This is a genomic window from Saccharospirillum mangrovi (assembly GCF_003367315.1).
Taxonomy (GTDB): Bacteria; Pseudomonadota; Gammaproteobacteria; order Pseudomonadales; family Natronospirillaceae; genus Saccharospirillum; species Saccharospirillum mangrovi.
The window spans coordinates 1,466,384-1,492,283 of record NZ_CP031415.1 but is presented as its reverse complement, the minus strand read 5'-3'; the positions used below and the strand labels follow the sequence as shown (position 1 = coordinate 1,492,283).

At 56.3% G+C, this 25,900-nt stretch carries 27 protein-coding genes; 12 read left to right on the top strand and 15 right to left on the bottom strand.

Annotation, left to right across the window (positions count from 1 at the left end; translation table 11 throughout):
- Nucleotides 1-52: 52 nt before the first annotated feature.
- Nucleotides 53-1,402 (top strand): class II 3-deoxy-7-phosphoheptulonate synthase, encoded by a 1,350-nt coding sequence (locus tag DW349_RS07200; RefSeq protein WP_108124610.1) that lies wholly within the window; start codon nucleotides 53-55, stop codon nucleotides 1,400-1,402.
- Between the two features lie 94 nt (nucleotides 1,403-1,496).
- Here the strand turns inward: DW349_RS07200 and DW349_RS07195 are convergent, their stop codons facing one another.
- Both DW349_RS07195 and DW349_RS07190 read right to left on the bottom strand, forming a co-directional pair.
- On the bottom strand, nucleotides 1,497-2,816 hold the full coding sequence (locus tag DW349_RS07195; protein ID WP_157954262.1) for a M15 family metallopeptidase: 1,320 nt from the start codon (nucleotides 2,814-2,816) through the stop codon (nucleotides 1,497-1,499).
- Between the two features lie 356 nt (nucleotides 2,817-3,172).
- The gene (locus tag DW349_RS07190; protein WP_157954263.1) at nucleotides 3,173-3,604 is read right to left on the bottom strand and encodes a tellurite resistance TerB family protein; all 432 of its coding nucleotides are present in this window, start codon (nucleotides 3,602-3,604) and stop codon (nucleotides 3,173-3,175) included.
- Nucleotides 3,605-3,648: 44 nt separating this feature from the next.
- Between DW349_RS07190 and DW349_RS07185 the strand changes: the two genes are divergently transcribed.
- Complete coding sequence (locus tag DW349_RS07185) at nucleotides 3,649-4,035, top strand: DUF2721 domain-containing protein (RefSeq protein WP_108124612.1); 387 nt, start codon at nucleotides 3,649-3,651, stop codon at nucleotides 4,033-4,035.
- On the opposite strand, the gene dapE is transcribed toward DW349_RS07185, so the two are convergent.
- Entirely contained in the window at nucleotides 4,028-5,158 is a 1,131-nt protein-coding gene (gene dapE / locus DW349_RS07180; RefSeq protein ID WP_108124613.1) for a succinyl-diaminopimelate desuccinylase, read from the bottom strand. The two genes, DW349_RS07185 and dapE, sit on opposite strands and share 8 nt — an antisense overlap.
- A 68-nt stretch (nucleotides 5,159-5,226) precedes the next feature.
- On the opposite strand from dapE, the gene DW349_RS07175 reads away from it, so the two are divergent.
- Together DW349_RS07175 and DW349_RS07170 are read left to right on the top strand one after the other, a co-directional pair.
- Complete coding sequence (locus DW349_RS07175; protein ID WP_108124614.1) at nucleotides 5,227-5,535, top strand: hypothetical protein; 309 nt, start codon at nucleotides 5,227-5,229, stop codon at nucleotides 5,533-5,535.
- On the top strand, nucleotides 5,513-5,917 hold the full coding sequence (locus DW349_RS07170) for a hypothetical protein (RefSeq protein ID WP_108124615.1): 405 nt from the start codon (nucleotides 5,513-5,515) through the stop codon (nucleotides 5,915-5,917). The genes DW349_RS07175 and DW349_RS07170 overlap by 23 nt, the downstream gene beginning before the upstream one ends.
- Nucleotides 5,918-5,994: 77 nt before the next feature.
- Here the strand turns inward: DW349_RS07170 and DW349_RS17615 are convergent, their stop codons facing one another.
- A complete protein-coding gene (locus tag DW349_RS17615) occupies nucleotides 5,995-6,387 on the bottom strand; it encodes a cold-shock protein (protein ID WP_108124869.1) in 393 nt (130 codons plus the stop codon).
- Between the two features lie 268 nt (nucleotides 6,388-6,655).
- Between DW349_RS17615 and DW349_RS07160 the strand changes: the two genes are divergently transcribed.
- Nucleotides 6,656-6,862 (top strand): SlyX family protein, encoded by a 207-nt coding sequence (locus DW349_RS07160; RefSeq protein WP_108124616.1) that lies wholly within the window; start codon nucleotides 6,656-6,658, stop codon nucleotides 6,860-6,862.
- Nucleotides 6,863-7,044: 182 nt separating this feature from the next.
- On the top strand, nucleotides 7,045-9,534 hold the full coding sequence (gene plsB / locus DW349_RS07155) for a glycerol-3-phosphate 1-O-acyltransferase PlsB (protein WP_108124617.1): 2,490 nt from the start codon (nucleotides 7,045-7,047) through the stop codon (nucleotides 9,532-9,534).
- Here plsB and DW349_RS07150 read toward each other — a convergent pair.
- The 4 genes from DW349_RS07150 to DW349_RS07135 all read right to left on the bottom strand — a co-directional run bounded on the left by DW349_RS07150 (nucleotide 9,504) and on the right by DW349_RS07135 (nucleotide 12,670).
- The gene (locus DW349_RS07150; protein ID WP_108124618.1) at nucleotides 9,504-10,265 is read right to left on the bottom strand and encodes a class I SAM-dependent methyltransferase; all 762 of its coding nucleotides are present in this window, start codon (nucleotides 10,263-10,265) and stop codon (nucleotides 9,504-9,506) included. The two genes, plsB and DW349_RS07150, sit on opposite strands and share 31 nt — an antisense overlap.
- A 2-nt stretch (nucleotides 10,266-10,267) precedes the next feature.
- On the bottom strand, nucleotides 10,268-11,077 hold the full coding sequence (locus tag DW349_RS07145; protein ID WP_108124619.1) for an undecaprenyl-diphosphate phosphatase: 810 nt from the start codon (nucleotides 11,075-11,077) through the stop codon (nucleotides 10,268-10,270).
- A gap of 48 nt (nucleotides 11,078-11,125) precedes the next feature.
- Complete coding sequence (tsaB, locus tag DW349_RS07140; RefSeq protein WP_157954264.1) at nucleotides 11,126-11,821, bottom strand: tRNA (adenosine(37)-N6)-threonylcarbamoyltransferase complex dimerization subunit type 1 TsaB; 696 nt, start codon at nucleotides 11,819-11,821, stop codon at nucleotides 11,126-11,128.
- 135 nt (nucleotides 11,822-11,956) lie between these two features.
- Nucleotides 11,957-12,670, bottom strand: a complete 714-nt coding sequence (locus DW349_RS07135) for a hypothetical protein (RefSeq protein ID WP_108124621.1) — start codon at nucleotides 12,668-12,670, stop codon at nucleotides 11,957-11,959.
- Between the two features lie 522 nt (nucleotides 12,671-13,192).
- Between DW349_RS07135 and DW349_RS07130 the strand changes: the two genes are divergently transcribed.
- Nucleotides 13,193-13,501, top strand: a complete 309-nt coding sequence (locus DW349_RS07130) for a hypothetical protein (protein WP_108124622.1) — start codon at nucleotides 13,193-13,195, stop codon at nucleotides 13,499-13,501.
- 17 nt (nucleotides 13,502-13,518) lie between these two features.
- On the opposite strand, the gene DW349_RS07125 is transcribed toward DW349_RS07130, so the two are convergent.
- Nucleotides 13,519-14,133 (bottom strand): hypothetical protein, encoded by a 615-nt coding sequence (locus tag DW349_RS07125; protein WP_157954265.1) that lies wholly within the window; start codon nucleotides 14,131-14,133, stop codon nucleotides 13,519-13,521.
- Nucleotides 14,134-14,418: 285 nt separating this feature from the next.
- On the opposite strand from DW349_RS07125, the gene DW349_RS07120 reads away from it, so the two are divergent.
- Nucleotides 14,419-15,393 (top strand): class I SAM-dependent methyltransferase, encoded by a 975-nt coding sequence (locus DW349_RS07120; protein ID WP_108124624.1) that lies wholly within the window; start codon nucleotides 14,419-14,421, stop codon nucleotides 15,391-15,393.
- A 16-nt stretch (nucleotides 15,394-15,409) separates the two neighbouring features.
- Here DW349_RS07120 and DW349_RS07115 read toward each other — a convergent pair whose 3' ends face one another.
- The 5 genes from DW349_RS07115 to DW349_RS07095 all read right to left on the bottom strand — a co-directional run bounded on the left by DW349_RS07115 (nucleotide 15,410) and on the right by DW349_RS07095 (nucleotide 22,763).
- The gene (locus DW349_RS07115; protein WP_108124625.1) at nucleotides 15,410-16,123 is read right to left on the bottom strand and encodes a winged helix-turn-helix domain-containing protein; all 714 of its coding nucleotides are present in this window, start codon (nucleotides 16,121-16,123) and stop codon (nucleotides 15,410-15,412) included.
- A gap of 115 nt (nucleotides 16,124-16,238) precedes the next feature.
- Nucleotides 16,239-16,868, bottom strand: coding sequence for a uracil phosphoribosyltransferase (gene upp / locus DW349_RS07110; RefSeq protein ID WP_108124626.1), 630 nt, complete (start codon nucleotides 16,866-16,868; stop codon nucleotides 16,239-16,241).
- A 24-nt stretch (nucleotides 16,869-16,892) separates the two neighbouring features.
- Nucleotides 16,893-20,525 carry an ATP-binding protein gene (locus DW349_RS07105; RefSeq protein ID WP_108124627.1) on the bottom strand — a complete coding sequence of 1,211 codons (3,633 nt, stop codon included), beginning with the start codon at nucleotides 20,523-20,525 and terminating at the stop codon, nucleotides 16,893-16,895.
- Between the two features lie 2 nt (nucleotides 20,526-20,527).
- Nucleotides 20,528-21,301, bottom strand: a complete 774-nt coding sequence (locus DW349_RS07100) for a DUF4194 domain-containing protein (protein WP_108124628.1) — start codon at nucleotides 21,299-21,301, stop codon at nucleotides 20,528-20,530.
- Nucleotides 21,294-22,763, bottom strand: coding sequence for a Wadjet anti-phage system protein JetA family protein (locus DW349_RS07095; RefSeq protein ID WP_108124629.1), 1,470 nt, complete (start codon nucleotides 22,761-22,763; stop codon nucleotides 21,294-21,296). The genes DW349_RS07100 and DW349_RS07095 overlap by 8 nt, the downstream gene beginning before the upstream one ends.
- A gap of 188 nt (nucleotides 22,764-22,951) precedes the next feature.
- On the opposite strand from DW349_RS07095, the gene bcp reads away from it, so the two are divergent.
- The 4 genes from bcp (at nucleotide 22,952) to DW349_RS07075 (ending at nucleotide 25,489) form a co-directional block, all read left to right on the top strand.
- On the top strand, nucleotides 22,952-23,428 hold the full coding sequence (gene bcp / locus DW349_RS07090) for a thioredoxin-dependent thiol peroxidase (protein WP_108124630.1): 477 nt from the start codon (nucleotides 22,952-22,954) through the stop codon (nucleotides 23,426-23,428).
- A gap of 102 nt (nucleotides 23,429-23,530) precedes the next feature.
- Complete coding sequence (folE, locus tag DW349_RS07085; RefSeq protein WP_108124631.1) at nucleotides 23,531-24,088, top strand: GTP cyclohydrolase I FolE; 558 nt, start codon at nucleotides 23,531-23,533, stop codon at nucleotides 24,086-24,088.
- Nucleotides 24,088-24,462: a dihydroneopterin triphosphate 2'-epimerase gene (folX, locus tag DW349_RS07080; RefSeq protein WP_108124632.1), complete on the top strand. Its 375-nt coding sequence runs from the start codon at nucleotides 24,088-24,090 to the stop codon at nucleotides 24,460-24,462. The genes folE and folX overlap by 1 nt, the downstream gene beginning before the upstream one ends.
- Before the next feature lie 46 nt (nucleotides 24,463-24,508).
- Nucleotides 24,509-25,489: an asparaginase gene (locus tag DW349_RS07075; protein ID WP_108124633.1), complete on the top strand. Its 981-nt coding sequence runs from the start codon at nucleotides 24,509-24,511 to the stop codon at nucleotides 25,487-25,489.
- Here DW349_RS07075 and DW349_RS07070 read toward each other — a convergent pair.
- Entirely contained in the window at nucleotides 25,486-25,860 is a 375-nt protein-coding gene (locus tag DW349_RS07070; RefSeq protein ID WP_157954266.1) for an SEL1-like repeat protein, read from the bottom strand. The two genes, DW349_RS07075 and DW349_RS07070, sit on opposite strands and share 4 nt — an antisense overlap.
- Nucleotides 25,861-25,900: the final 40 nt, after the last annotated feature.

The following is a 25,900-nucleotide window of genomic DNA, read 5'->3' as shown; positions in this document are numbered from 1 at the left end:
CTTCAATAAGGCAGAATACCGCCTTCTGTTAACCCCCGATTTAGGTAACACCATGTCAGCCTGGACTCCCGAATCCTGGCGCGGAAAAACCATCCGCCAGATGCCCACCTACCCCGACCAGGACGCCCTGGCCGCCGTGGAACGCGAACTCGCCGACCAACCGCCGCTGGTGTTTGCCGGCGAAGCCAGAGCGCTGAAAGCGCAACTGGCGAAAGTCGCACGCGGCGAAGCGTTTTTGCTGCAAGGCGGCGACTGCGCCGAGAGCTTCAAAGAGTTCAATACCAACCACATTCGCGACACCTTTATGGTGCTGCTGCAAATGGCGGTTGTGCTGACGTTTGCCGGCCAAAGCCCGGTGGTGAAAATCGGCCGTATGGCCGGCCAGTTCGCCAAGCCGCGCTCAGCCGACGACGAAACCCAGAACGGTGTGACGCTGCCGGCGTACCGTGGCGACATCATCAACGGCATCGATTTCGATGCAGCGTCCCGCACGCCCGATCCGCAACGCATGTTGAAGGCCTATCACCAGTCGTCATCAACGCTGAATTTGTTGCGCGCCTTTGCCCAAGGCGGCCTGGCGGATTTGCACAAGGTGCATCAGTGGAACCTGGGTTTTATCGAGAAAAGCCCGCAAGGCGAGCGCTACCAGCACCTGGCCGACATGATCGACGAAACGCTGGCCTTTATGAGCGCCTGCGGTATTTCACCCGACAACACGCCGCAGATTCGCGAAACCCAGTTTTTCACCTCGCACGAAGCGCTGTTGCTGCCCTACGAACAGGCACTGACACGCCGCGACAGCCTGACCGGCAACTGGTACGACTGCGCCGCACACATGGTGTGGATCGGTGATCGCACGCGCCAGCTCGACAGCGCGCACGTTGAATTCTGCCGTGGCATTCACAACCCGCTGGGTTTGAAAACCGGCCCGAGCACCGACCCGGACGAACTGATCCGCCTGATCGACATTCTCAACCCGGACAACGAACCGGGCCGCCTGAACCTGATTGTGCGCATGGGCGCCGACAAAATTGCCGAACATTTCCCGGCGCTGCTGCGTCGCGTTAAAGCCGAAGGCAAACAGGTGGTGTGGAGTTCCGATCCGATGCACGGCAACACCATCAAAACCGACACCGGTTACAAAACCCGCGCCGTCGATTCGATTCTCTCGGAAGTGAAGGATTTCTTTCAGATTCACAGCGCCGAAGGCACCCACGCCGGCGGTGTGCATTTCGAAATGACCGGCCGCAACGTCACCGAATGCATCGGCGGCGCCTTCCAGATCACCGAACACGACCTGGCCGAACGCTACCACAGCCATTGCGACCCAAGGTTGAATGCCGATCAGGCGTTGGAGTTGGCGTTCTTGATTGCAGAGGCGGTGAAGAAAGCTAGACGCTGAACGGGAGCGGAATGCCGCCCAGACGTGAGACGCTGAATAGGTGTCCGCTAATTAGCGTCTCCCGTTAAGCGTCAAGCGTCTCCCCGGGTCGTCACTAGACGACCCGAATATGCCATGGCTCAAAACGCACGCCGAATTCGTTGTCTTGCGTGTAGCGGATGTGCACAAAACCCAGATCGCGCAGACGTTTGTATTCGTCGGTTTCGGCGAAGTCGGACGTGAAGTTGCTCAACCCGCCACCCACACGGCCAACGTCGAAATCGCCAATGGCGTGGTAGGAATGCCCCGGCGGTGCCAGTGAGCGGGAAGCGCGCGAGATATTGCCTTCAGCCTGCACGACTTTCGCCATAAACAGGTGGTATTGCTTAACCACGCCGCGCACGCCGCTGGTCAGAATCAGCGAGTCGCCCACCTGGGCGCGCAACTGGTTGTAGAAACTTTCCGATTGCCCGCGCAACAGGAAATGGCCGGTGCCTTGAATCTTCTGAATGTCGTTGGCGTTCAGCCGGTGATCGAGCCGACTGATAACACGCTCGCCGAAAAAGCCCAGGTCGCGAACATCGTCGTAAAACAACTGTTCCAGATAATCCAACTCACGCGGTGTGAACTCGCCAATGCGCGGCTGGTAACGGGCGTAACGAACCATGTCGTCAAAGGCGATGATGTTGAAGTTGCCATGCCCGACATACGCCTGAACGCGGTTGATGCGTTCGAGCGCCGATACCAATGTCTGGAAATCGGCCTGGGTGACAAAAACGTCATCGGAAAAGTCGTATTCAAAGTGCTCGACTTTCTGCCGCACTTTCTCAGCCTGATCCTGAGATTCTTCCACGTACACCGGCGCATCGGTCGATGCCTGGCTTTCATCCAGCAATGAATCGTTTACGGCCAGCGGTTCGGTGGGCAATACGTTGTCGATGGGCTTATCGGTCAGCGACTGTTGCGCGGCTTCCTGACGCGCCAGGCGGTCGAGCCGGTCCTGGGGCGACGGTTGCGGCGCTGGGGTTATCGCTGGCGCTGGTGTTGGCGTCGGTTCGGTCTGAGCGACAACTGGCGCTTGCGGAGTTTGCGGCACTTTTTGTGGCAGTTCAGGCTGCAAGGCTTGCTGACGCGCGAAGGTTTCACGCCAGCCATCGGCTGCCGGGTCGGCTAACGGAGTCCGTTGCCGGGCAATATCGGAAGCCGGCGTGGCCGGTGCGGGTTCAATGGGTGCGGTCGGTTGAGTCGGTTGCGGTTGTACCGGCTGGGCCGGCGGCTGCGGCGGTGCACTGGCTAACGCACCTTCATCGGAAACCGGGCCAGACTTCAAAGCATCTTCGGCCGCCTTGCGCGCTTTTTCCGCTTGGCTGATGGCCCATTCCGGCGATGAGCGACGAATCATATCCAGCGTTGCATAACCGGTTCCCGCGGCCATGGCAGAGACCGAAAGTGCCTGAAATAGGAACTGTCTACGATTCACTTCTTTAAAACTCCAACCAGAAAATCCGTGCGACCAGATGGGGAACACGGTCAGACATCCGCATTCCAATCCGACAGCGGTTGCAGGCAACATTTTATTTGCAACCCGAATTACTCACTAGTATTGACCGAGTTCACAAAGGTTGCAACGCGATGACCATCTTTGTGAACTTACATCGGCACCGATTGGAAAAACTGTAGTAATGCGCGCCAATTTTTTGGCGGTTTTTGAATTTTTTCAGACAAAAATCCGACGAACATCTGCATCGCCGTATGGTTTTGTTTTTTGATAAAAGAATTCGAAGAAGGGGTTTATTGCTGAGCGGCGTGTTTGGCCTGAATAAAATGGCTGTGGTGTAAATACAGCATATCGGCAATGCGTCGGATCATGTGTTCTTCCAGTTTATCGATGCTGTTATCGGCGAGGGCGGTTCGCCACAAATCCACCACCAACTGATATTTTTGCGCTTCGTCGAACTGGTCGTTAATGACGCGGGTGAAGGGGTACAGGTCGGGGCTGTCGTTGTGCATTTGCCGGGCTTTGTTGACCAGCGCTTTGGCGGTGGCGAGGTCATCTCCGGTGCGGATGGCGAGGCGTTCGGCAATTAAGGCGGCTTCGCGTTCGTCTTGCGTTTGGTCGGCCAACATGATTTCCACCATCAAAACGGTGGCGGCTTCGTCGGCGGTTAATTCGACTGTTTTTTCCTTGGGCGCTTCAAACCAGTCCAGCAATTTAGCTAACATGAACATCCTCCTCCCCTTGCTGAACGCCGGAGTGTAGCAAGCTGATGAACCTGACCACACCCGCTTTACTCTTTCCCGCCATTTCGTTGTTGCTGTTGGCATACACCAATCGGTTTTTGGTGGTCGCTCAATTAATTCGCACGCTGATTCGGCAAAACCAGGACGACCCGAACAGCGATTTAACCGATCAGATTTTAAATTTAAAAATCCGTATCGAAGCGATTCGCCGCATGCAGGTGCTGGGTGTTCTGGCGTTTATTGGCTGTGTGTTGGCGATGTTCTTTTTGTTTTTGAATCAGGCCACCATTGGCACCGGATTTTTTGCACTCTCGCTGCTGCTGTTAGTGGCCTCGCTCTGCTTCAGCCTGTACGAAGTGCAGATCAGTGGCCGGGCGCTGAACCTGCAGCTCAAGGGCCTGGAGTTCAAATAAGCAGATTTTCCATGACGGCCAGATACAGTTCGGTTAACTGTTCAAGATCGGCCACGGCAACGCATTCATCGACTTTGTGAATGGTGGCGTTGACCGGCCCAAGCTCGACCACTTGCGCGCCAGTCGGCGCGATAAAGCGACCGTCGGAGGTGCCGCCGGCGGTCGATAATTCCGTTTCAAAGCCCATCACATCTTGCACGGCCTGGGTCGCCGCCTGCACCAGCGCGCCGCGCTCGGTCAAAAACGGCTGGCCTTTTACTTCAAAACGCAGGTCGTATTCCAGCTCGTGTTTGTCGAGCATCGCCCGGGTGCGTTGCTGCAATTGTTCGGCGGTCACTTCGGTGCTGAAACGGAAACTAAAGACAATGTGCGCTTCGCCGGGAATCACATTGGTAGCGCCGGTGCCGGAATTGAAATTGGCAATCTGAAAACTGGTCGGCGGGAAAAAGTCGTTGCCGTTGTCCCAGACTTCGGTGCTCAAATCGGCAATGGCAGGTGCAACACGATGCACCGGATTACTCGCCAGATGCGGATAAGCAACATGCCCCTGAATGCCTTTAACCGTCAGATAACCGAGCATGGAACCGCGACGGCCGTTTTTAATAACGTCGCCAACGGTGTGGGTGCTGGAAGGTTCACCAACCACCGCCCAGTCTATTTTCTCGCCGCGCTCAACCAGCGTATCGACAACGCGGGTGGTGCCGTTGTAGGCGTCGCCTTCTTCATCGGAAGTAATCAAAAAAGCCAGACGGCCGGGATGATTCGGATGTTTTTGCGCAAAGCGTTCGGCGGCGACTGTCATGGCAGCCAAACTGCCTTTCATATCGGCAGCGCCACGACCGTACAAGTAGCCGTCGGCTTCGGTCGGTTCGAACGGCGGGAAGCGCCATTGTTTGGCATCGCCCGTCGGCACCACATCGGTATGGCCGGCAAACACCAATAACGGGCCGCCCTCGCCGTGCACCGACCAGAGGTTATCGACGTCATCAAAACGCAGCGCTTCGTTGTGAAAACCAACCGCCGCAAGACGTTCGGCCAGCAAGGCCTGGCAACCGGCATCATCGGGCGTAACGGAAGGGCGGGCGATCAGCGCTTTAGCCAGAGCGAGCGTTGCGGACGACATGGACAACCTTTGTGCAGCGGGTTTGGAGCGCGCTATGATACGGTTAAATGCCTTCAGCGTCATTGCCCATGCTGTCTCGTCTGTCCACCGTTCGCACTGTTTTGGTTGGTTGGTTACGCCGCCAAACCGAATCGCCCCGACGTTCACTGAAACAATTCACCACCGGCGGTTTTATTTTCTGCGCCGGCATGATGATTGTGGTGTTAACCAATTCCCTGGTGGCGCCCGGTCTGAATCAGGAAGTGATTTCGTTGATCGGTCTGGTGTTTATCTATGCCGGCGGGCTTTATGCGCTGGTGGGCTATCTGGCGCTCAGCGTCTTTCGTGTTTTGTTGTTTATTCTGGAACCTGCTAGTGACTCATCAACACGCTCCTGATATCGAAATCTATTTGCGCGGCGTCAGCGTCGATGCGCTCGAACCCTGGCTGGCCGATCAACTGGATGACCTGACGCCCAGCAAGCGGGTTTCCGGCATGCCGAAAAATTCACGGCCGTTTCAAGGCGTCTGGGAAGGTGAACGTTTTATGGTGCTGGTGGTTGAAAAAGTCGCCGACGGTTTTACCAGTCTGTGGCTAAACCACACCGAACTGCCCTGGCGTGACGATCTGGAATGCGCGCAATCGGCCGCGGCCTTTTTCAATTGCGAAGCACGCATCGCCGCCGGCGGTTGGCAGGAAGGTTCCGACCCGGATGCCTGGTTGTCGATTCAACCGGACGGCCGTCAATCGGAATTGAAATGGCATACCGAAGGCGCTTGAAACGCGAACCTCAAATTACAGACACAAAAAAGGCGAGCCAGGCTCGCCTTTTTATTGCGATCAAAAACGACCGCTGATTAACGTTGACGCACCACAGTGACATCTTCCGCTTGCAGGCCTTTGGTGCTTTCGACAACACCAAATTTAACGCGTTGACCTTCCTGCAAAGAGCGGTGACCACGGCCGCGAATAGAACGGAAATGCACAAACACATCTTCGCCGTTGTCGCGGGTAATAAAGCCAAAACCCTTGCTGACGTTGAACCATTTAACAATGCCATCTTCACGAGTATCAACATCGATCTCAGAAAGAATCGGCTGAGCGATATACTGCGCCAAAGTGCTCAAAATCAGGATGACAAAAGCACTGAGAACGTAGGCACTCCACTCGACCGGGTTAACCCGTGCATCGGTGAGTTCGTCGAGAGTCCAGGTTTCGGGTACGGATGACAGCGACAAAGATGCCGCCATGATAACGGGGCCAGGAACAGCCACCAGCAGGGAAACCCCTGTTCGAATAAAAAACGCTTTCAACTTCATAGTGTCCACTCGGATGTTGTTGTCTTTATGACGCTCTGTCTATAGATACGCTATGCTGTGGCCCGCTATGGTGGTTGGCTGGCAGCGCCGGCGGGCCGGACATCCTGTCGTTAACCATGCTTTAAATGACAGATAAACTCCCTGTAAAGGTCGCCATAATGCCAAAAACCGCTGCAAAAACCAGCCCTGGACACCGAACATGAGCCAGACCGAACGCCTGATCGACCTGGAAACCCGCCTGACTCACCTGGATGACACCATCGAAGCGCTCGATCAGGTTGTTATCGCCCAGCAAGACCGCATCGAACGATTGGAACGCGCACTGCAACGCCTGCTGGCTGACCAGCAAAGTCTGCGCGAAGCCCTGCCGGCTGAGATCGACAACAAGCCGCCACCGCATTATTAGTCACTGCTCGTCACTACCAATCACTGCATTTTTCCCACTGTTGATCACATTCGGCGCAATGCGCTGGCGCGCTCCATCAACTACCCGCATTCCTGGCACAAAGACGCAGCGGACACTGGGCTGAACGACCGGCAATCCGTTACACTCGCGCCTTTCATCGGCCAATTCATAGGACAAGTCACATGCGGTCCCTGTTCGACCTGCTCAGTCGCTTCGCCCAAACACTGTTGTTTTGGTGGGTCCGAATCGACAACAAACCCGCCAAGATTGATCTGGAACCGCTCAAACAAGCCCGCACCGTCGTCTATGTACTGGAACAGCAATCCACCGCTGACGCCCTGGTGCTGGACCGCCAATGTCGCAAGCTCGGTCTGCCCACGCTGAACCACCGGCTGACGTTGAACGGCCTGGAAAAACGCCGTCCGTTAATTGCCGTGCACGGTCGGCCGTCGGTATTGCGCCGTCGCCGCAGCGGTATCACGCCGGTACTGGCGCAGTTGCTCAACCATCTCAGCGAACATCCAGACGAAGACATTTTGCTGGTGCCGGTGGCGCTGTATTGGGGCCGCGGGCCGCGTAAATCGAACAGTCTGGTCAAGGCGCTGCTCAGTTCAAACTGGAATCTGATCGGTCGCTTTCAAAAATTGCTGACCATTTTGTTCAACGGTCGCAACACCTTCTTTGAATTAAACGAGCCGATTTCACTGCGCCGCCTGGCGGAAGATGAACCGGAAGCCACCGTCGCCGCGCGCAAAGTGGCGCGGGTGCTGCGCATTCATTTTCGTCGTGTGCGCACCGCCGTTATCGGCCCGGATCTGTCGCACCGGCGGGTGTTGATCAGCCAGTTGCTGAACACCGAAGCAGTGCGCAAGGCCATTGCCCAACACGCGGCCTCGAAAAACATCTCGCTGGAAAAAGCGCAAAAACTCGCCGCCAAACACGCGACCGACATTGCCGCCGATGTTTCGTACAACGTCATCCGTTTTCTGGACCTGATTTTGTCCTGGCTGTGGAACCGGATTTACAACGGCGTTGAAGTGAGCGGCATTGAGCCGGTGCGGGAACTGGCGCGTGACCACGCCATTGTGTATGTGCCCTGCCATCGCAGCCACATGGATTATCTGCTGCTCAGTTACTCGCTGTATTACCAGGGTTTGAACGTGCCGCACATCGCCGCGGGTGAAAACCTCAATATGCCCGTGGTGGGCAGTATTTTGCGGCGCGGCGGTGCCTTTTTCATTCGCCGCCGTTTTGGTGGCGACAAGCTCTACACCGCCGTGTTCAACGAATACATGCACAGCGTTTTTTCGCGCGGCTATCCGGTCGAATACTTTATTGAAGGCGGGCGTTCGCGCACGGGTCGGATGCGTCATCCGGCGACTGGCACTTTGGCGATGACGGTGCGCAGCCATCTGCGCGACAACGTGCGGCCGGTTATCTTTATTCCGGTCTACATCGGCTACGAAAAAGTGTTGGAGTCGCGCTCCTATCTGGGCGAGTTACGCGGCAAGGAAAAGAAAAAGGAAAATCTGTTCGATCTGGTGAAAACCGTTCGCCGTTTGAAAAACTACGGCCACGTTTATTTGAATTTCGGCCAGCCGATGGCGCTGAACGATTTGCTCGACCAACACAACCCCGATTGGCGCAATCATCAATACAGCGCCGAAGACAAACCCGGTTGGCTGGTGCCGTTCGTCGATAACCTGGCACGGCAGGTGTGCATTCGCATCAACCAGGCGGCGGCGCTGAACCCGGTGAATCTGGTGGCGTTGACGTTGCTGGCAACGTCGCACCGCGCCATCGACGGTGCTTTATTGCGCAAACAATTAACGCTGCTCGGTACGCTGCAACAGCAACACCCGTACAGCGCGCACATCACCCTGCCCGACGGCAACGCCGACGATTGGATCGACTACGCCCTGGCGATGGGCGCTTTGCGCCACATTCCGCAAAAGCTGGGCGATCTTTACGGTTACGACAGCCAGAACGCGGTTCTGATGGCCTATTACCGCAACAACATTCAGCACCTGTACGCACTGCCGGCGTTGATTGCTGCGCTGCTCGGTCAGGGTCAAGGCATCGATGAGACGGTGCTGAAAGAAGGCGTCAAACTGATTTATCCGTACGTGCGCACCGAATTGTTTCTCGACATCAGCGCCGAAACAGCGGCCGACAGCGTGCCGCTTTGGCTGAATTGTCTGGCCGAACAGCAACTGATTTTCCGTGATGGCGAGCGCTGGTTCGCGGCCGACCAGGGCTCGGCCAACCGGCTGCAATTGGAATTGCTGGCGGCGATCATGCTGCCCACGCTCGAACGCTATTTGCTGACGTTGGCGGTGTTGATTCGTCTGGGTTCGGCCAAGGCATCGACCAAGGAGCTGGAAAATCAATCGCAGCAGATGGCGCAGCGATTGTCGGTGCTGAACGGTTTGGACGCGCCGGAATTCTTCGACAAAGATTTGTTCAAATATTTTATTCAAACGCTCAAACAACAGGGCGTGATCAGCGTTAATGCCGACAGTTGCATCGTCTTTGATGACCGCCTGCCGCGTGTGGTGCGCGCGTCCGATCAGGTTGTGCCCGCTGAGGTGTTGTACACCATCATGCAGGTCACTGGCCTGGGTGAAACCAAGACGATTGATCAGCCGGCGTTGATCGAACGCAAGGCGTAAATATCGAAGCGATTGCTCTTGCCGGTCAGCGCGTATGTCGGCGCCTGACCGGCCAAGACTGGCGCCAGACGCGGCCGCTTCACCACAACTCGCAATTGCGCTTGCGCTAACGCCGGTGCCAACAAGGCATCGGCGTCGTCATCGGCACCCACCAGTTGTTGAAACAACGCCATCGGTTTTTTCACCGCCGCTTTGCGCGGGCCTTCCGGAAACATCGGGTCCAGATACACGATCTCGGCCGGCTCGATGGACGCCAGACTGCTCTGCGGGCTTAACAATTCCATGCGCGTTGCGGCTTCTATGCCAAACGTCTGCGCGCGTGCCAGGCCATCGCCCAACAGCAATTGCACCCACGGATGACGCTCCAACAAACGAACCTGCGCACCTAAACTCGCCAGCACAAACGCGTCCTGGCCTAAACCTGCCGTAGCATCGATGACCGTCAACTGAGCGCGCTGGTGCAAGCCGACGGCTTTGGCAATGGCTTGCGAACGGCCGCCGCCAAACTGTTGCCGATGGCGCGCTTTACCGGCGGTGAAATCAACCATCACCGGGGTTTGCTTTGGTTGCTGCGCATCGACCAAACCGAGCATTCCGTCGTCCACCCGCAAATACAAACCGTCCGGCACTTCATCCAGCCAGCGAACATCGGCAGCGGCCAAAGCCAGTTGCGTTTGCGGATGCAGTTGCTGGCGCTCGCTTACGCTGGCGAGCACCGGGATGGCGGCCATGTTCAGCTCCAGAAATAGATCACCAACAGCAGCGTGCCCAAGGCAAAGCGATACAGCACAAACGGCAGGAACCCGATGCGCTCAATCCATTTCAAGAACAGCGCAATGCAGAGGTAGGCGCTGGCAAACGACAACACCAGGCCCAGGATGATTTCGTTCCAGTAAACCGGCATTGTCGATTGCGCCAGGTCCAGACCTTTCAGTAAACCGGCCGCAGCAATCAGCGGAATCGACAACAGGAAACTGAAGCGTGCCGCCTGGGATTTTTGGAACCCGAGCGCCAAAGCAGCGGTCATGGTGATGCCGCTGCGCGATGTGCCGGGAATCAAAGCAACCGCCTGCGCAAGGCCGATAATCAAAACGGACTTAACACCCAACTGCGACAGATCACGCACCTTCGCAACGCCGCGTTCCGACCACCACAGCGCCGCACCAAACACCAACGTTGCCAGCGCAATCACCAGCATGGAACGCAGGTGCAGTTCAACCCAACTGTCGAGTAATAAACCAGCCAGGCCGGCCGGAATGGTGCCGAGAATGACCCACCAGGCCAGGCGACTGTTGGCGACATCGTGCGGCCGGCGCGCCAGACTGCCCAACCAGGCCGTCAACATGGCCCAGACATCGCGACGGAAATAACCGATCACCGCCAGCAAAGACCCACAATGCACTGCCACATCAAACGCCAGGCCCTGGTCGGGCCAGCCAAGCAGTTGCGAGGGCAAAATTAAATGAGCGGAACTGGAAATGGGTAGGAATTCGGTCAGCCCCTGAACCAGGGCCAGGATGATGATTTGCAGTTCACTGAGCACAGCGGTGTCCTTCTGTCAGGTAACGAGATTAATGACGCAGATGTCGAATTAAGAACCAACCTTAGGTTTGTTGTCCCAAGTTACTTTGTCGCGCAGATACACCGGCAAGGCGGCTTCCGGTGCAAGTGCCAGCTCCGGATGCTGTGCCAGGCGCTGTTGTGCCAACCGCGCCGCCGCCGCCGCACTGGGCAATGTCAATTCCGGCGCATTCTGCGCCAGCACGGCCTGCCAGGCTGGCGAAAAACCGTAATCGGTCAACCAGCCGTTTCCGGCCAATTGAACCTTCTGTACCGGCTCCGGTAATTGCACCGGCGTCAGCAATTGTTCTTCACCAATCAACACCGGCAAACCTTCGGCATCGAATTGATAGCGTGCGAAATAGAGTTCCTGCATGCGCGCATCCAACGCCACCCAACATTCCTGAGCAGAACCCGCGCATTCATAAGCCAGTGTTTCCAGCGTACTGACGGGCAAAATCGGGCAATCAGCGCCCAAGGCAATGCCCTGAGCGATGCCAGCCGCAATACGGATGCCGGTGAAGGAACCCGGGCCACGGCCATAAACAACGGTGTCGACAGAACGTTTGGACCAGCCGGCTTCAACAAAGAGCGCATCCAGCCGTGGCAGCAATTGCCGGGCGTGCTGACGCGGCAGATGTTCGTGGATATGAAGCTCGGTATCCGGCCCAAGCAGCGCCAGCGAACAGACATCCGCCGTGGTATCGATGGCCAATATTCGCAGCATAGGGTTCATTCCAATAAAGCGTTGGGGCTGAATTTGCGGGCGCTGAGTTTACCATAGCCTGATCCGCAACCCGCCTTGAAGCCATAAAAAAAGCCACCCCAGGGGTGGCTTTTTTAACAATCGGCAACGCGACGATCAGGCTTTCTTCTTCGGCGGCCGACCCGGTCCACGTTTTTTCTTCGGACCCGGTTTTTGCTTGTTGGCTTCTTTCTTTTCCAACGCCTTTACCTTGGACTTGATCTTGCGGGCGTTGGCCTTGATTTTCGCTTCCTCTTTGGCGCGGAAGGTTTTCAGTTTCTTAACATCTTTCTTCTTACGGTTAACGCGCCATTGAGCTTCGAATTTGGCCAGGGCTTGAGCCAGATCCTGTTCCAGCTTGGTCGTCAAATCGAGTTCTTGCTCAGCTACTCGCAGATCAACCTTGGCTTTGTACTCTTCAGACAGAGCTTCAATTTCGGCCACTTTCTGGTCGAATTTCGCGGCTTTAACCGCTTGCTTGGCAGCGGCCACGGCATCGCGTGCCGATTTCTCCTGGCCCATTGCGGTGTCTAATTGACGCTTGGACGCCGGTGTTTTCAGCGAGGAAGCTTTGGTGCGTGCGGTCATTTTCTTGGCCGCAGCGGCCGCCAGTTTTGCTTCGGCTTTTACAACATCCGCTTCGGCTTTATCTAATTTACGAGCGGCAGCAACAACGCCAGCCGTCATAATGGGTTCAGCCGCAGTGGCTTTTGCCTTGCGTGCAGTGGATTTACGGGCGGTCGATTTCTTGGCCGCAGTTTTCTTCGGTGTACGCTTGGAACCGGGTTTGGGTCCGCGCTTGGCACCAGTTTTTTTCTTGGCAGCTGCCATCCTTTTCTCCTTATGTTGGAATTATCGAATGCATTCGATTAAACCCGTGAAACAATTTAGTCAGTTGATTACTAAGATGCAAATTACCGCGATAAAAAAGTCGAACAAATTTATTCAATAAGACGGGATAAAATGCGAACTCGTCCATAAATAAGTCTGCGTTCTTTACGAAAAGTTCCTGGCAGAAATTCAAAGAGTGGATTTAATTGGTCGCTTTGAGATTAAAGCCGGATATTTTTTAAAGCCCAAAAGTGTTTCAACACCCAGCGTTATTTTGCCTTATCGTGAAGCTGAATATTCCTCATCGGCGCACATAACTGTTCCTCAAAAGTACACACAACAAAGCCTTATCATTACAAAGATCTACAAATCCAAAGCCCCGATTTTATTGGAACTTACCGTTAGTAGCCGCTCACCCCAGGTTACCGACACTTTATCCACAATGTCTCCCCAGACTTATCCGTTGTGTGCCGCCCAAGACTGGCGCTAGCGTGTATGCGCGATCCGAATGAGGCCACTCCAGTGATAGTAACCGCACAATTGACGCCCGACCTGTCGTCCTCTCTGGTCTTTCTGCGTCGTCAGCAAGTCGCCGATATGATTGTCGAACTGTCGTTCAATGAAGCCGCCCGAGAGCGACTGCCACAATTGAAAGGTCTGTTAATAGATTCACTGCACCAGTTGCCGGAGTCCTGTTTCATTGCTGACGACTGGACGCAAATTCTGTCTCAGGTGGTTCAGGCGTTGCTGAATCCGGATAACACTTCCAGCCGGCCACTGCCGGCGCACCTGCAATGTGCCATTGGTCAATTGCAGCAACGCTTGCAGTAACGCCATAACGAAAGCGATCAGTTGGAATAGGTTTCCAGGTGGGATAATTGCCAGCGCTGATCGCGCCAGACCAGCGTCGCGACACCCGACAGCGGCACGTCTGCACTGGCCTTCAAGCGTTCCAGACGCGCATCCTGATCGAATGCCGGCGCCCACACCCATTCAGCCAGATCGTTGGCAAACCATTGAAAATGCACCTCGGCCTCGGTGGCATTTTCCGCTGAGTTATGAACCCAGATTTCGCCAGTGTGCAACAAATGCGCGGTGCCAAAACGCACCGGGCTTTGGCGAATCATCAAGGGTCGATCGTAGTGATGCGCCGCCGATTGCCGTGTGGTCCAGCCGTTCTGCGTCAGAATACGTTCCATCGAGACCGTTGTTTCACGCGACAAAACACCTTCATCCACCAACACATCCAACTGCGCCTGCAAGCGCGGTTGATCTCCCTCCACCACCGTAACCGGCAACGCGGGCAAGTTCAGTTGCATGGCCGTTGGCGTTAATTGCGGTTCAATTAATTGAATGGCGATCAAACGTAATTGCTGACGGGCGTGGCCCGTAGCGCCGTAGCCCAGGCTCAATGAAGGGAATAACAATACCGCTGTTGAGAGTAAAACAGTCTTAACCGTCATCGTATGGCATACCCGCGCCAATGGGCGCTGTGAGCGCTTTTGTTGAATTATTATGTCGGTATGGCGCTAAAAAACTTGATATTAGAAGACATTAGTCCATTGGACGGTAAGCCGTCTGTTCCGTCATTGCTATAGTCAAAAGACTGTTGGACTTAGCAGCAGCAGTGATGGTGACGACTCCCTAATGGGGTTTTCCCCCTTTTATGCGGACAACCTTCCCCGGTGTCCGCTTTTTTTCGGCTCGCTGGTACACTGCGCCCCCCTTTACCTGCGAAGTGACATCCCATGCATCCCTGCTGGCAACTGCTGGAACGCCATCACACCGAATTAACCGACACCCAGGTGCTGTGGCTGGACCCGCCGGAACCCAACGCCATCATCAAAGCCAACGATTATTGCATCACGTCCAACCGGGCACTGCACGCGGCGCGCCAGGAACAATGGCTGGCACCGGATGCCGACTGGCCCAACGGCACTGAACACATCGTGGTGTTTTATCCCAAAGCCAAAGGCCGGCTCGAATGGTGGCTGCATCAGGTTCAACAGCAGGCGCCCAAGGCACGGTTGTGGATTGTGGGTGAAAATCTTGGCGGCATTAAAAGCCTGCCCAAGCGCTTGAACGACTGGGCCGAGTGCGAAAAAGTTGATAACGCACGTCATTGTGTTCTGTTCGAGGTTCGCTTTGAACATGCCAAAACCGACGCACAAGACTGGTTGTCGTTCGACTGGAACCAGCATCGCATTCACGCCCTGCCCGGCGTGTTCAGCCAGAACCGACTCGACACCGGCACAGCGGTATTGCTCGCTCAACTGCCGGCATTGAACGGACAATTACTGGAATTGGGTTGCGGTTCCGGTGTGCTTAGTCTGGCGCTGTTGTTGCGCGATGACAGCGCAAAACTGACCACCGTCGATATCGATTGGCTGGCGGTCACTTCCACAAAGCGGACCTTAACAGAGGCTGGTCTGGCTGACCGCGTCGATGTGCAATGGTCAGACGGTTTAGCCGATGTAACACCGCACCGTTTTGATCATCTGATCACCAACCCGCCGTTCCACACCGGCTTGCGCACGCATTACGAACCCAGCGAACGGTTTTTTGCCGCCAGCCATGAATGGCTCAAACCGGGTGGCAGCCTGTGGTGGGTCGCCAATGATTTTCTGGATTATCAGCGCGTGTTAAAAGCGGGCGCTTTCGACGTGAATCAAGTGGCACACGAACGGGGCTTTCGAGTGTTTGAGGCCAAACGCCGACGTTAAATCCGGCGTTCCGGTCTCAATGTTTGGACAAATCGCCGACGAACAAATAACCCTTGGAACGCACCGTTTTTATGCGTCGCGGGTGCACCGGATCGTCGCCGACTTTCGGACGAATGCGCGACACTCGCACATCCACTGAACGGTCCTGACCGTCGTATTCTATGCCGCGCAGGCGGCTGAAAATTTCTTCGCGGGTGAGAATCTGGCCGGCGTGGCTCGACAGCAACCAGAGCAAATCAAACTCGGCACTGGTCAGATCAATCTGTTCCTGACCGAGCCAGGCTTCGCGCATGGTGTTGTCGATGATCAGATCGTCGAATTCCAGACGTTCAGTGTGGCGGCGCGCCTCCAATCGGCGGCCACGTTCGGCGCGGCGAGTCAGCGACTGACAACGCGCCAACACCAAACGATGCCCGGTGCCTTTCATCAGATAATCGTCGGCGCCCATATCGAGGCCAAGAACCTGATCGATTTCGCTGTCACGGTGGGTGTAAAACAGAATACCGCCGTCGTAGTCCTTGCGGCACAACTTGCAGATGGTCAGGCCACTTTCGCCTTCCAGATCGACTTCCATCAGCACCAGATGCGGCTGCTCTTCACGGATGCGTTTCAGTGCCTTGCTGCCGTCGGTTTCCAAATCGACGTCGTATTCATTATTGATCAGGTACTCACGCAGCTTGCGAACGTCTTCTGGCCGACTGTCGACCATCAAAATGCGTTTCTTTCCCATCGTGTCCGCTCGAGTTGCCACGGATGTCCGACTCCATAGAGGCCATCAGCGTCATGCTCGATGGCAGGTTACGTTAAGCCTTACTCTAGTCGGTATTCGCAGATTTGCAGCTTTTTTAGCGGGTGCCAAAAATCTTGTCGCCAGCATCGCCCAGGCCCGGAATGATGTAGCCCTGCTCGTTCAGACGCTCGTCCACGGCCGCCACATAGAGGTCGATGTCCGGGTGCGCTGTGGTCACCGCTGCCAGGCCCTCCGGCGCCGCCACCAGGAACAGACCCATGATGCGCTTGCAGCCTTTTTCCTTGAGCAGATCGATGGTCGCGATCAGCGTTCCGCCAGTCGCCAGCATCGGATCGACGATCAAGGCGGTGCGGTCTTCTACGTCTTCAATCACCTTGTCGAAATACGGCACCGGGTCGAGTGTTTCTTCGTTGCGGTAGAAACCGACCACGCTGACTTTAGCATTAGGGATTAACTGCATGACGCCATCGAGCATGCCCAGGCCGGCGCGCAGAATTGGCACTACGGTGATCTTCTTGCCTTTAATACGCTGCACCGTCATCGGCTCGCCGGTCCAACCGGTGATCTCGACCGATTCGGTTTCCAGCTCGCGCCCGGCTTCGTAGGTCAACAGGTTGCCAACTTCCCCGGCCAGTTCACGAAAGTGCTTGGTGCTGATGCCCGCTTCGCGCATCAAGCCGAGTTTGTGTTGAATCAGCGGATGTTTGATTTCATGAACGGCCATGGGATTCTCCTGTCGTAACGTGAATTAGGCGTCTACATCCGCCAAAAAGTCGAGCTCCGCCTGCTGACGAATCACCTTGCGATGGTTCGCCCAAAGCGCGCGAATTTTATCCTGATTGCAACGTTGCCGATCGACCAGCACGCGTGACTGCAATTCACCGACGCGATGACCACCGGCCAACGGCACTTTGGAAAACACAAACTGGTTGGAAATCATGTCCATAAACGGACCGGATTTACTGGTCGGCATGATGAACAACAACTGCAAACCGAGTGCTTCGGTCAAGTAACGAATCACTTCTTTGGAACGGGTTTCGTCCATTTTCGAGAAGGCTTCATCAACCAGCACCATGCGCAAATGACTATCGCCTTCGTTGAAACGGAACGCCGAGGTAATGGCCGCCGAGCGAATGATGTACGCCGGTGTTTCCAACTGACCGCCCGAACCCGTGCCATATTGGCTCAACGCAATCGGCTGTTTGCCTTCCGGCTGTTTGTAGATTTCGTAATTGCGGTAATTACGGTAGTCGGAAATTCGCTCCAGTTCGCGCAGCGCTTTTTGCTCGTCATCGTCGAGCAACATCTTCATCAGTTCATCGCGAATGCGCGCTGAGCGGTCGCTGAGTTCGGCATCGAACAACGTCTGGCCTTCGCCCAACGCCGGGTTTTTAATCACTTCGTCGAAGAAGTGCCAATACTCTTTGTATTCCGGCAACCATTCCCAATCGAACCAGTAGCGTTCGCTGTCGGCACCAAAGCGGTGGTGTTCCAGTTCGCGGTTCAGGTCTTCCAGAATGCGTTTGCCGTCGTTAATCGACTGATAGATGGCGTGACACAAATTGGTGACAAAGGCGTTGTTGAAGCTTTCTTTCAGGCTCACCAGGTTGTCGACTTTTTCGACCAGAATGTTGTTTTTGACGCGGTTGTAAATCTGATCGACTTCGCGGCGCAGCGCGACAATGCCTTTAAAGAAATCGCTCGAATGCAGGTCGGAATAATTCAGATCCAACGCAATGGCATCCTGCGGTTGGCATTCCTGATTGTGCTCGGTTAATGCACCTTCCAGGCTGTGCGCCAGACTGTTGAGCTCGCTTTCCAGCGAATGGCGCAGTTTGTCTTGCACTACAGGGTCGGCCGACTCAGCGGTTTCGTCGGCTTCGCTCAAACGCGCTTCAACATCGAAGTCCGGCCAGTCGGCAGCGATGGTGCGCAGGTAGCCTTCTTTTTGTTCCGAACGCAGCGCCGTTTCTTCCTGCTGGTCGCTCAACACCTGACACTGACGCGACAGCGTTTCCAATCGTTCGCCCAAACTGCCTTTGCGCTCAATCAATTCGCGAATGCGTTGATCGAGCGATTTCAACTGTTCGTTGACCTCGGCGTATTCGCGTTCCAGGGCACTGGCGTCGCTTAAATCCAGATTCGTCAGCGCTTTTTCGGCAGCGCCAAGACGACGCTGGGTATCGAGCATCTCGCGCACCAGATCGCCATGCGCCAGATGCGCTAATTGGTTCACCGCTTTATACAGCGCCCCAACTTCGGCGACTTGCGCCTGCAAATCGTTGGCCTGGTTCGCCAGTTGGTTCAAATCGTCTTTCTTCGCCGCCAAAGCCCGTTCACGAGCGCCCTGACCAAACACCAGATCGGCAATCGGTAAATCGCAGCGATACATGGCGTACGAACCAGAACCGATACCGGCTTGTGTCACACCGCGACGAGTGCGTTTCAAAGTGTCGGTGTCGGCGCATTGTTCGACCAAACCGTAGCTCGCCGTCATGTAAGCGCGCGCAATGGCGTGGTCGAAACTCATCAGATGGACGATGGAATTGGCCGGCAATTTCACGCGGTCTGCGTCGGCCTGGGCTTTGGAACCCTGGATCACCCGGGCGCGGTTTTCTTTGGGCAATTCGCGCACGGTTTGAATCGCCTGCGCTTCGAATTCCGGTTCCACCAGAATGGCAAAACGGCCGCCGCCGATGTAACCCTCAATCGCCGATTGCCAGGCGTCGTCTTTGATTTCGACGTGGTCACACAAAACGCGCGGGTCGGCCTTGGGCCAGGCGTCGCGAATCGCTTCCAACGCGGCGCGCACGTGCGATGGATAATTCAGTCGTTCGCCAGCAAGGCTGTCGATGTCTTGCTGTTTGCGGTTCAAATCGAAGCGCAATTTACTCAGCCGTTGCTCGCGCCGATCCTGCACGCGTTGCAATTGGTCGCGCAGGCTGACGCCCGAGCCGGTGCGTTGATCGCTGAACCAGGCATCGCGCCATTGGTTCAAAACACTTTGCTGGGCCAACACTTCATCGAGGTGCTGTTCAAGCGGTGCGATATCGATCCAGTCCTGGTTCATCAGGCCGCGAAAATCGACCGGACGGCGGCTGTGTTTGGCGACATTTTTCGCCAACTGATTCAGGGCTTTATCGGCGAGGTCGGGAATCTCCGTTTCCAGGCTGGTTTTGGTCAGCGCCTGAGTAATGGTCTCGCTGGCATCGAGACTGCGACCCAGCGCATCGTCCTGTTTGAGCAGCGGTTCGGCTTGCTGCATCAAGCGGTTTTTGGCCTGGGTAATTTCCTGTTCGAGTTTGTCTTTTTCCTGCAGTGCATCGACGCCACGGCGTTGTGCTTCCAGCGATACTAATTGATCGTGAGTCTGGTCGCGGCGTTGTTCGGTAACTTCCAGTTCGCTCTGCACATCGTCGCGCTGCTGACGCAGACGTTGCTGCTCGTTTTTAGCGTTCAGGTATTGCTGCTGGTCTTTAACAAAACGCGCGCGCGCGGCGACGTAATCGGCCAGGTTGTAATCGAGCCATTGGTCGATGTACGCATCGGCACGGCCACGGCCTTGTGACAAACGCTCAACGGTGCGTTTCAGCCGAGCCGCTTCGCCTTCCATGCCGCTGATGGTTTTCATCAGGTCGGACACAGTACGAATGGCTTCGCCCAAATCTTTTTGTTCAAGAATTTCCTGGGCGACAAAACCATTAATTGAGCGCACAGGTTTGTAGGCCATAAAACGCGAGAAGGCGCGTGCGGCATTCAGTGCTTCGCGCTCGCTGACGGCGTCGTCACGACCGCGAATGGCGGCGTAAAAACGGCGCAGGTATTGTTTTTTGGTGTCGTATTTTTCCACCGACAAACCGCGCGCTTTTATGCTCGGTACGATTTTATCGAGCGTCACAACCTGACGACCGTCGGTGCCTTCGGAGACAAAATCGACCTTGCCCAACTGCTCGCCCGGCGCAATCAAATACACCATGTCGCCAAGCCGTGCGACCGGCTGACCACCGGCGCGATCAATAAAGGCACTGGCGCCGATCACGGCCGTAAACGGGTCGCCCGGTTCGCCTTCGGTGGGGTGAAACACCGCAGCCAGATAACCAACCGCGCCGTCCGGCCGTGCGTAGGAACCGTCGTCACAACCGAGAATGTAAGACGCCAGCGTGCGCACCTGTTTGCCGCGGCCGCGTTGGGTCGCTTCGTCCTGGCCGGGGTTGAAATGAAACAGCGTATCGTGCGCCGCGGTCATCACCGTCTGGATCGCATCCGCGGCGGTGGTTTTACCGGAACCGTTGCCGCCGCTGAGCAAATTGATCGGGCCGAAATCGAATTCCAACAGCGGAATGTTGCCCCAGTTAACGTAGATGAATTTCTTCAGAAACATGATCAGTCCCGTGCAAAGACAGAGTCGGTGTCGTCGGTTTGAGTCAGCTTAAGTTCGTCGGCATCAGCATCGTCTTCGCTGGCAACATCGGCTTCATCGTTCGATTCGTTTTCTGTCGTTAAAACGTCGTCGGCATCGGCGTCTTCTTCGGCCGGCGTTTCCGATAAGGTCGACAGCACTTCATCGGATACATAACTTAAAATCATCGGCCGGATGCGCACCCAGAAATCGACGCTCTCGACTGCTTCGTCCTGATTTAATTGGATCAAACGCAACTGCCGTAAACGCCGAAACAATTGCCGACGCTCGGTCACGTTTTCCGGCAGCGAGCGACGCAACACATTGCGCATGGCGATGCTGACGCTTTCCAGCGACGCCAGCACACAGCCGTTTTCATCCACCTGCCCTTCGCGCAAACCCCGGTCGTACAAACTGCGCAACACCAACACCAGCGCGACTTCCTGCTGGCTCATGCGAGTACGGAAACCGCCGCTGAACGCGCCTTCGCCGCTGTTGTCCAAACCGGGCACTTCGGCACCGGGCGGGAACAGCCGCACGAAATGAAAACGGCGGTCGTGCTGAATCTGAATACCGAGCATTTCCAGATAATCACGCACTGGTTCTTCCAGGCGCAGATAGCGGTCGTAGAGTTGTTGTTCGATCTGACTTTCGTCGCGGCACAGCACGCCGTGATCGAGCAGACGGATCAACAATTCGCTGTAATCGGTGCGGCTGAGGCCCTGGCGTTCCAGCAGGCGGTCCAGCTCATCAAACATCGGAATGCTCCTTGGATCGGGCGGCGTTGTTGGCCACCAGACGGATAATAAAGTTGTCGCTCGATTCGAAATATTCGCCGGCCTGGTTGGCATTTTTCCACTCGACGCTGAATTGATAATCGGACGCCAACGACTGGTTCGCGCCCACTTCAATGGCGTGCGCCAGGGCCAGTAAATCGTCGGCTGATTCGACTGGCAATTCGGCCGTGGTAACCGCTTCGCCTTCGCTCAAACGTCGCGCCAGGTACTGACGCACGCGGTTGTCGTTGACTAAAAATGCCTGATCGAGCAATTGCTGCACGTACAGATCGCGACGTGCGTCGACGTCGAAATCGTCGCTGTTGTCTTCCAATACGGTGGTTTCAAACGAGCGTCGCGCGCGCGGTGCGTGCAGTCGCACATTGCCCGGATCGACAAAGCCGATGTTCGGTGTCGCCATCAATTCACTGGCGCGTTCCAGCGCTGCGGCAACCTGATCTTCGCTTTGCTCGACCAAACGCTGGCACACCTGCACCACGTCGTTGTGCTGTTGCCCGGCCAGATAACTGATCTGGCGGATAACGATGTCGGCGCGTTTGGTGAAGCCGGCGAGCGCGCGTCGCAATGCCGGCAGCATGATGTCGGAGGCGGCTTTCAAGCGGCCTTCGATGTGATCGAGCAAGGCCCAGAGCAGACTCTGGCCGTCGCGCACCTGTTCGGGCAGTAATTCGCGCAGGCGCTTTTCGGCGCGGGCTTTGAAGTCGCGTTTCTGGTGACGAATGCGGCGCACGCATTCGCCAATTTCGTCGCGGTATTTCTCTACGTTGTCGGCCGACAGGCGGATGGCGAGGTCGGGCTGGAAGCGTTTTTCCATGTAGTCGAAGAAATCCTGGGTGGCGCGCTGCACCAGCACCTGATCTTCCATCTCGCGCACCAGATCGCGCTTGCGGTCATCGAGCTCAGCAATGATGTCGGTGAAGTCGCTGATGATGCGTTCGGAATTTTCCCAGGCATCGAGCAAATCGTAGACCTCGCCGCGCTCCAGAAAAGCCTGCAACGAGTTACGCACGTTACGGGTGTTGCGGTGGTGCGAGCGCACGCTGGATAAATCGCCGGCCACAAAGGGCTCGGTGAACTGACGGCCGTAGCGGCTGAAGGTGAAACTGGATTGCAGCGTGGCTTCATCGACTTGCTTGTCGATCCAGCCGTGTTCGATCAGGAAATTGAGCACCCAGACGGCCTGATCGCGGTCGCTGCGGAAACGGCCTTCATTTTCGCCGTCGTCACCCACCAGTTCCGGTGCCCGCGCCAGCGCACCCTGGAAGGTATCGACCAGATCGTCGCGGGACAGCGAATGGCCGTAATCGGCACTGGATGAGGTGTAGAGCCGGTGATACAGCTCCTTCAGACATTCGACAAACTGCTCGCGGTACTTGCCCGTCAGCGGCTTGAAGAACTGACTGCGGTCCTTTTCAAAAAACATAGGGAAATCAAGAGTTTGGAGGTAGCACTACCGAGGGCCTGAGGATACCGCAAATTGTCACTGCCGGACAGGGACAAAGCCGCTGGAACAGCGATCAAACGGCCTGTCCTTGAAACTCCGGGGGTGGACCCTATGTCTGCAATCCCTGGCTCAGGTCCACCCAGCCCAACCGCACAAGGAATTCGAACATGACTGCTTTGACCCTGCCCAAAACCGGCCAGCCCGCCCCGGAATTCAGCACACTGAACCAACATGGCGAGATGGTGGCACTGAAAGACTATCGCGGCAAAAAAGTCGTGCTCTACTTCTACCCCAAAGCAATGACGCCCGGCTGCACCGTGCAGGCCTGTGGTCTGCGTGACAGCAAGGCCGAACTCGACAAACGCAACACCGTGGTGCTCGGCATCAGCCCGGACGCGCCGAAACGGCTGGTCAAGTTCATCGAGAAGGAAGGCCTGAACTTCGATTTGCTCAGCGACGAAGACCACGCCATCGCCGATCAGTACGGCGTCTGGGGCTTGAAGAAATTCATGGGCCGCGAATTCGACGGCATTCACCGCATCACCTTCATCATTGATGAAAACGGCCAACTGGCGCATGTGATGGAAAAGGTCACCACCAAGTCGCATCACGACGATGTGCTGGCCGTGCTCGACAGCCTCTGAGTTGCCATAGCCAAACGCAATCAGCGGCCTGGTTACGGGCCGCTGAACCGACGTCATAAAAGTGTCGTATACTCCCTGCCCACATTCCGTCCGAGACTGCTCATGCCGCCGAGTCTGACTGACCACTACCGCAACATCATTAAAGATCTGGGTGAAAACCCGGAGCGCGATGGCCTGCTGAAAACACCGGAACGCGCCGCCAAAGCGATGGCTTTTTTAACCGAGGGTTATCACCAGACGTTGGAAGAAGTGACCAACGGTGCCGTTTTTGAAGCCGACAACGATGAAATGGTGGTGGTGAAAGACATCGAGTTCTACTCGCTGTGCGAGCATCACCTGCTGCCGTTTTTCGGCAAGGCGCACATCGCCTACATTCCCAGCGGCAAGGTGCTGGGCCTGAGCAAATTCGCCCGCATCACCGATATGTACGCACGCCGGTTGCAGATTCAGGAACAACTGACCAAACAGATCGCCGAGGCCATTCAAAGCGTCACCGACGCCAAAGGCGTGGGCGTGATTCTGGAAGCCAAACACATGTGCATGACGATGCGCGGCGTGCAGAAACAAAATTCCTGGATGACGACGTCAATGATGCTCGGTGGCCTGCGCCATTCGCAAAACACTCGTAATGAATTTCTGAATCTGGTCGGTCACCGCTGATGATTTTCGAAAACACCGAAGCCCGCATCCGCATTAAGGATTTACGCCTGCGCACTCACGTGGGTATTAAGGATGAGGAAATCAAAAACAAGCAGGATGTGTTGCTCAACATCAGCATCCGCTTTGACGCCAGCGACGCCATCAATTCCACCGAAATCGAAGACACGCTGAATTACCGCTCGATCTGCAAGGAAATCATCGAGTTCGTCGAAACCAACCAGTTTTTGCTGCTCGAACGCATGACGCATCAGGTGCTGGGTTTGATCATGGCGCACCCGGAAGTGCGCGCTGCTGAGGTGGAAATCGACAAACCCCATGCACTGCGTTTTGCCGAATCGGTGTCCATTGCTCTGAGCGCGGAACGCCAGGGCTGATTGTTTCCCGGATGCGCGCTCGCCGTCCTTTCACACGAGTTTTGTCATGTCCCGTTTTCTGATCATCAACACCGGTGGCACCATCGGCATGGCCGTTGGGCCGAACGGCCTGGAGCCCAAAGCCGGCCTGCTGCGCGATACCCTGGAACAGCACCCGCGTCTGGCCGGTTGGCGCGAACATTCGCTGGACTGGGACGAGTGGCAGCCGCTGCTCGATTCGTCCGACATTCGCCCGCATCAGTGGTATCAACTGCGCGACCGCATTCTTGCCAGCGACGCCGATGCCGTGCTCGTCGTTCATGGCACCGACACTCTGGCGCACAGCGCCGCTGCGCTGAGTTTTTTGCTGTCTGGCACTGGCCGCACCGTGGTGCTGACCGGCGCCATGCGCTCGCTGATGGACAGCGACAGCGATGGTTTTGCCAATCTGGAAACCGCGCTGTCGATTCTGGAAAACCGGAGCGGCGAAGTCTTTGTCGCCTTTGGTGGTGAAGGCCACGCCCGGTGTTTGCCCGGCAGCCGCATCACCAAACGCATCGATCACGATGACGACGATGCGCTGGCCGCGCCCGGCTGGCACGACGACGGTTTCGATCAGCCGTCCGGCCAGGCTGCACAGATGCCACAACGCCCATGGCGACCGGCCGCCATCGGGCTGATCACGCTGTTTCCGGGCATGCCACTCGATGGTTTGATGAGCATGATCGAACGCAATTACCGGGCGCTGGTGTTGAACGCCTACGCCAACGGCAATGCGATGAACGACGGCGACCTGAAACGCATCCTGCTGCGCGCGCAAGACAAAGGCATTCCGGTGTTTGTGCGCAGCCAGGTGTTCGACGGCAAGGTCAACATCGGTCAATACGCTGCCAGCGGCATGATGGCCGAAGTCGGCGCCATTGGCTGTGGTCAGATGCCGCTCGAAGCGGTGCTGACCAAGTTGCAGATTCTCGCTTGCGAACACGACAGCGGCGCGGAGATTGCCCGCGCCTTTGTCGAACCCTGGGCGCGGGAGTGGCAGTCTTAAGCCGCTTCCCGATCGGCCAGAATGCGCTCGGCCAGCGGATGGCCGCCGCGTGCGGCCAGTTGCAGATAATGCTCGGCTTTATCGGCATCGGCGGCGAAGCCCGGCGTTAATCCATCTACGTGCAATCGATGCATCTGCCAGGCGGCTTTGGGCCGCGATACTCCGGCGACCATCGCCAGATAGCGCGCGCCGGTTGAGCGGGCGCCGCTGTCGGTGCCTTTGTGCAGCAATAAAAAGCCATACAATTCCTGAGCGTCCGGATTGCCCTGATCGGCCAGACGCCTAAAACCTCGCATCAAGCGGTCGTGCACCCAGCGAAACCGCGTCAGCCAACCTTGGTGAAACACCCAGTTCAACAGTCGAAACATCACGGCTGTCATTCTCCTGTCATGCAAATGGACTAAGACGGAC

Excerpts from the sequence above, each read along its gene's own strand:
- DW349_RS07200 (WP_108124610.1), top strand. The coding sequence starts at position 53 with ATGTCAGCCTGGACTCCCGAATCCTGGCGCGGAAAAACCATCCGCCAG.
- DW349_RS07195 (WP_157954262.1), bottom strand. The coding sequence starts at position 2,816 with ATGGCCGCGGGAACCGGTTATGCAACGCTGGATATGATTCGTCGCTCA.
- DW349_RS07190 (WP_157954263.1), bottom strand. The coding sequence starts at position 3,604 with ATGTTAGCTAAATTGCTGGACTGGTTTGAAGCGCCCAAGGAAAAAACA.
- DW349_RS07185 (WP_108124612.1), top strand. The coding sequence starts at position 3,649 with ATGAACCTGACCACACCCGCTTTACTCTTTCCCGCCATTTCGTTGTTG.
- dapE (WP_108124613.1), bottom strand. The coding sequence starts at position 5,158 with ATGTCGTCCGCAACGCTCGCTCTGGCTAAAGCGCTGATCGCCCGCCCT.
- DW349_RS07175 (WP_108124614.1), top strand. The coding sequence starts at position 5,227 with ATGCTGTCTCGTCTGTCCACCGTTCGCACTGTTTTGGTTGGTTGGTTA.
- DW349_RS17615 (WP_108124869.1), bottom strand. The coding sequence starts at position 6,387 with ATGGCGGCATCTTTGTCGCTGTCATCCGTACCCGAAACCTGGACTCTC.
- DW349_RS07160 (WP_108124616.1), top strand. The coding sequence starts at position 6,656 with ATGAGCCAGACCGAACGCCTGATCGACCTGGAAACCCGCCTGACTCAC.
- plsB (WP_108124617.1), top strand. The coding sequence starts at position 7,045 with ATGCGGTCCCTGTTCGACCTGCTCAGTCGCTTCGCCCAAACACTGTTG.
- DW349_RS07150 (WP_108124618.1), bottom strand. The coding sequence starts at position 10,265 with ATGGCCGCCATCCCGGTGCTCGCCAGCGTAAGCGAGCGCCAGCAACTG.
- tsaB (WP_157954264.1), bottom strand. The coding sequence starts at position 11,821 with ATGCTGCGAATATTGGCCATCGATACCACGGCGGATGTCTGTTCGCTG.
- DW349_RS07135 (WP_108124621.1), bottom strand. The coding sequence starts at position 12,670 with ATGGCAGCTGCCAAGAAAAAAACTGGTGCCAAGCGCGGACCCAAACCC.
- DW349_RS07125 (WP_157954265.1), bottom strand. The coding sequence starts at position 14,133 with ATGACGGTTAAGACTGTTTTACTCTCAACAGCGGTATTGTTATTCCCT.
- DW349_RS07120 (WP_108124624.1), top strand. The coding sequence starts at position 14,419 with ATGCATCCCTGCTGGCAACTGCTGGAACGCCATCACACCGAATTAACC.
- DW349_RS07115 (WP_108124625.1), bottom strand. The coding sequence starts at position 16,123 with ATGGGAAAGAAACGCATTTTGATGGTCGACAGTCGGCCAGAAGACGTT.
- upp (WP_108124626.1), bottom strand. The coding sequence starts at position 16,868 with ATGGCCGTTCATGAAATCAAACATCCGCTGATTCAACACAAACTCGGC.
- DW349_RS07105 (WP_108124627.1), bottom strand. The coding sequence starts at position 20,525 with ATGTTTCTGAAGAAATTCATCTACGTTAACTGGGGCAACATTCCGCTG.
- DW349_RS07100 (WP_108124628.1), bottom strand. The coding sequence starts at position 21,301 with ATGTTTGATGAGCTGGACCGCCTGCTGGAACGCCAGGGCCTCAGCCGC.
- DW349_RS07095 (WP_108124629.1), bottom strand. The coding sequence starts at position 22,763 with ATGTTTTTTGAAAAGGACCGCAGTCAGTTCTTCAAGCCGCTGACGGGC.
- bcp (WP_108124630.1), top strand. The coding sequence starts at position 22,952 with ATGACTGCTTTGACCCTGCCCAAAACCGGCCAGCCCGCCCCGGAATTC.
- folE (WP_108124631.1), top strand. The coding sequence starts at position 23,531 with ATGCCGCCGAGTCTGACTGACCACTACCGCAACATCATTAAAGATCTG.
- folX (WP_108124632.1), top strand. The coding sequence starts at position 24,088 with ATGATTTTCGAAAACACCGAAGCCCGCATCCGCATTAAGGATTTACGC.
- DW349_RS07075 (WP_108124633.1), top strand. The coding sequence starts at position 24,509 with ATGTCCCGTTTTCTGATCATCAACACCGGTGGCACCATCGGCATGGCC.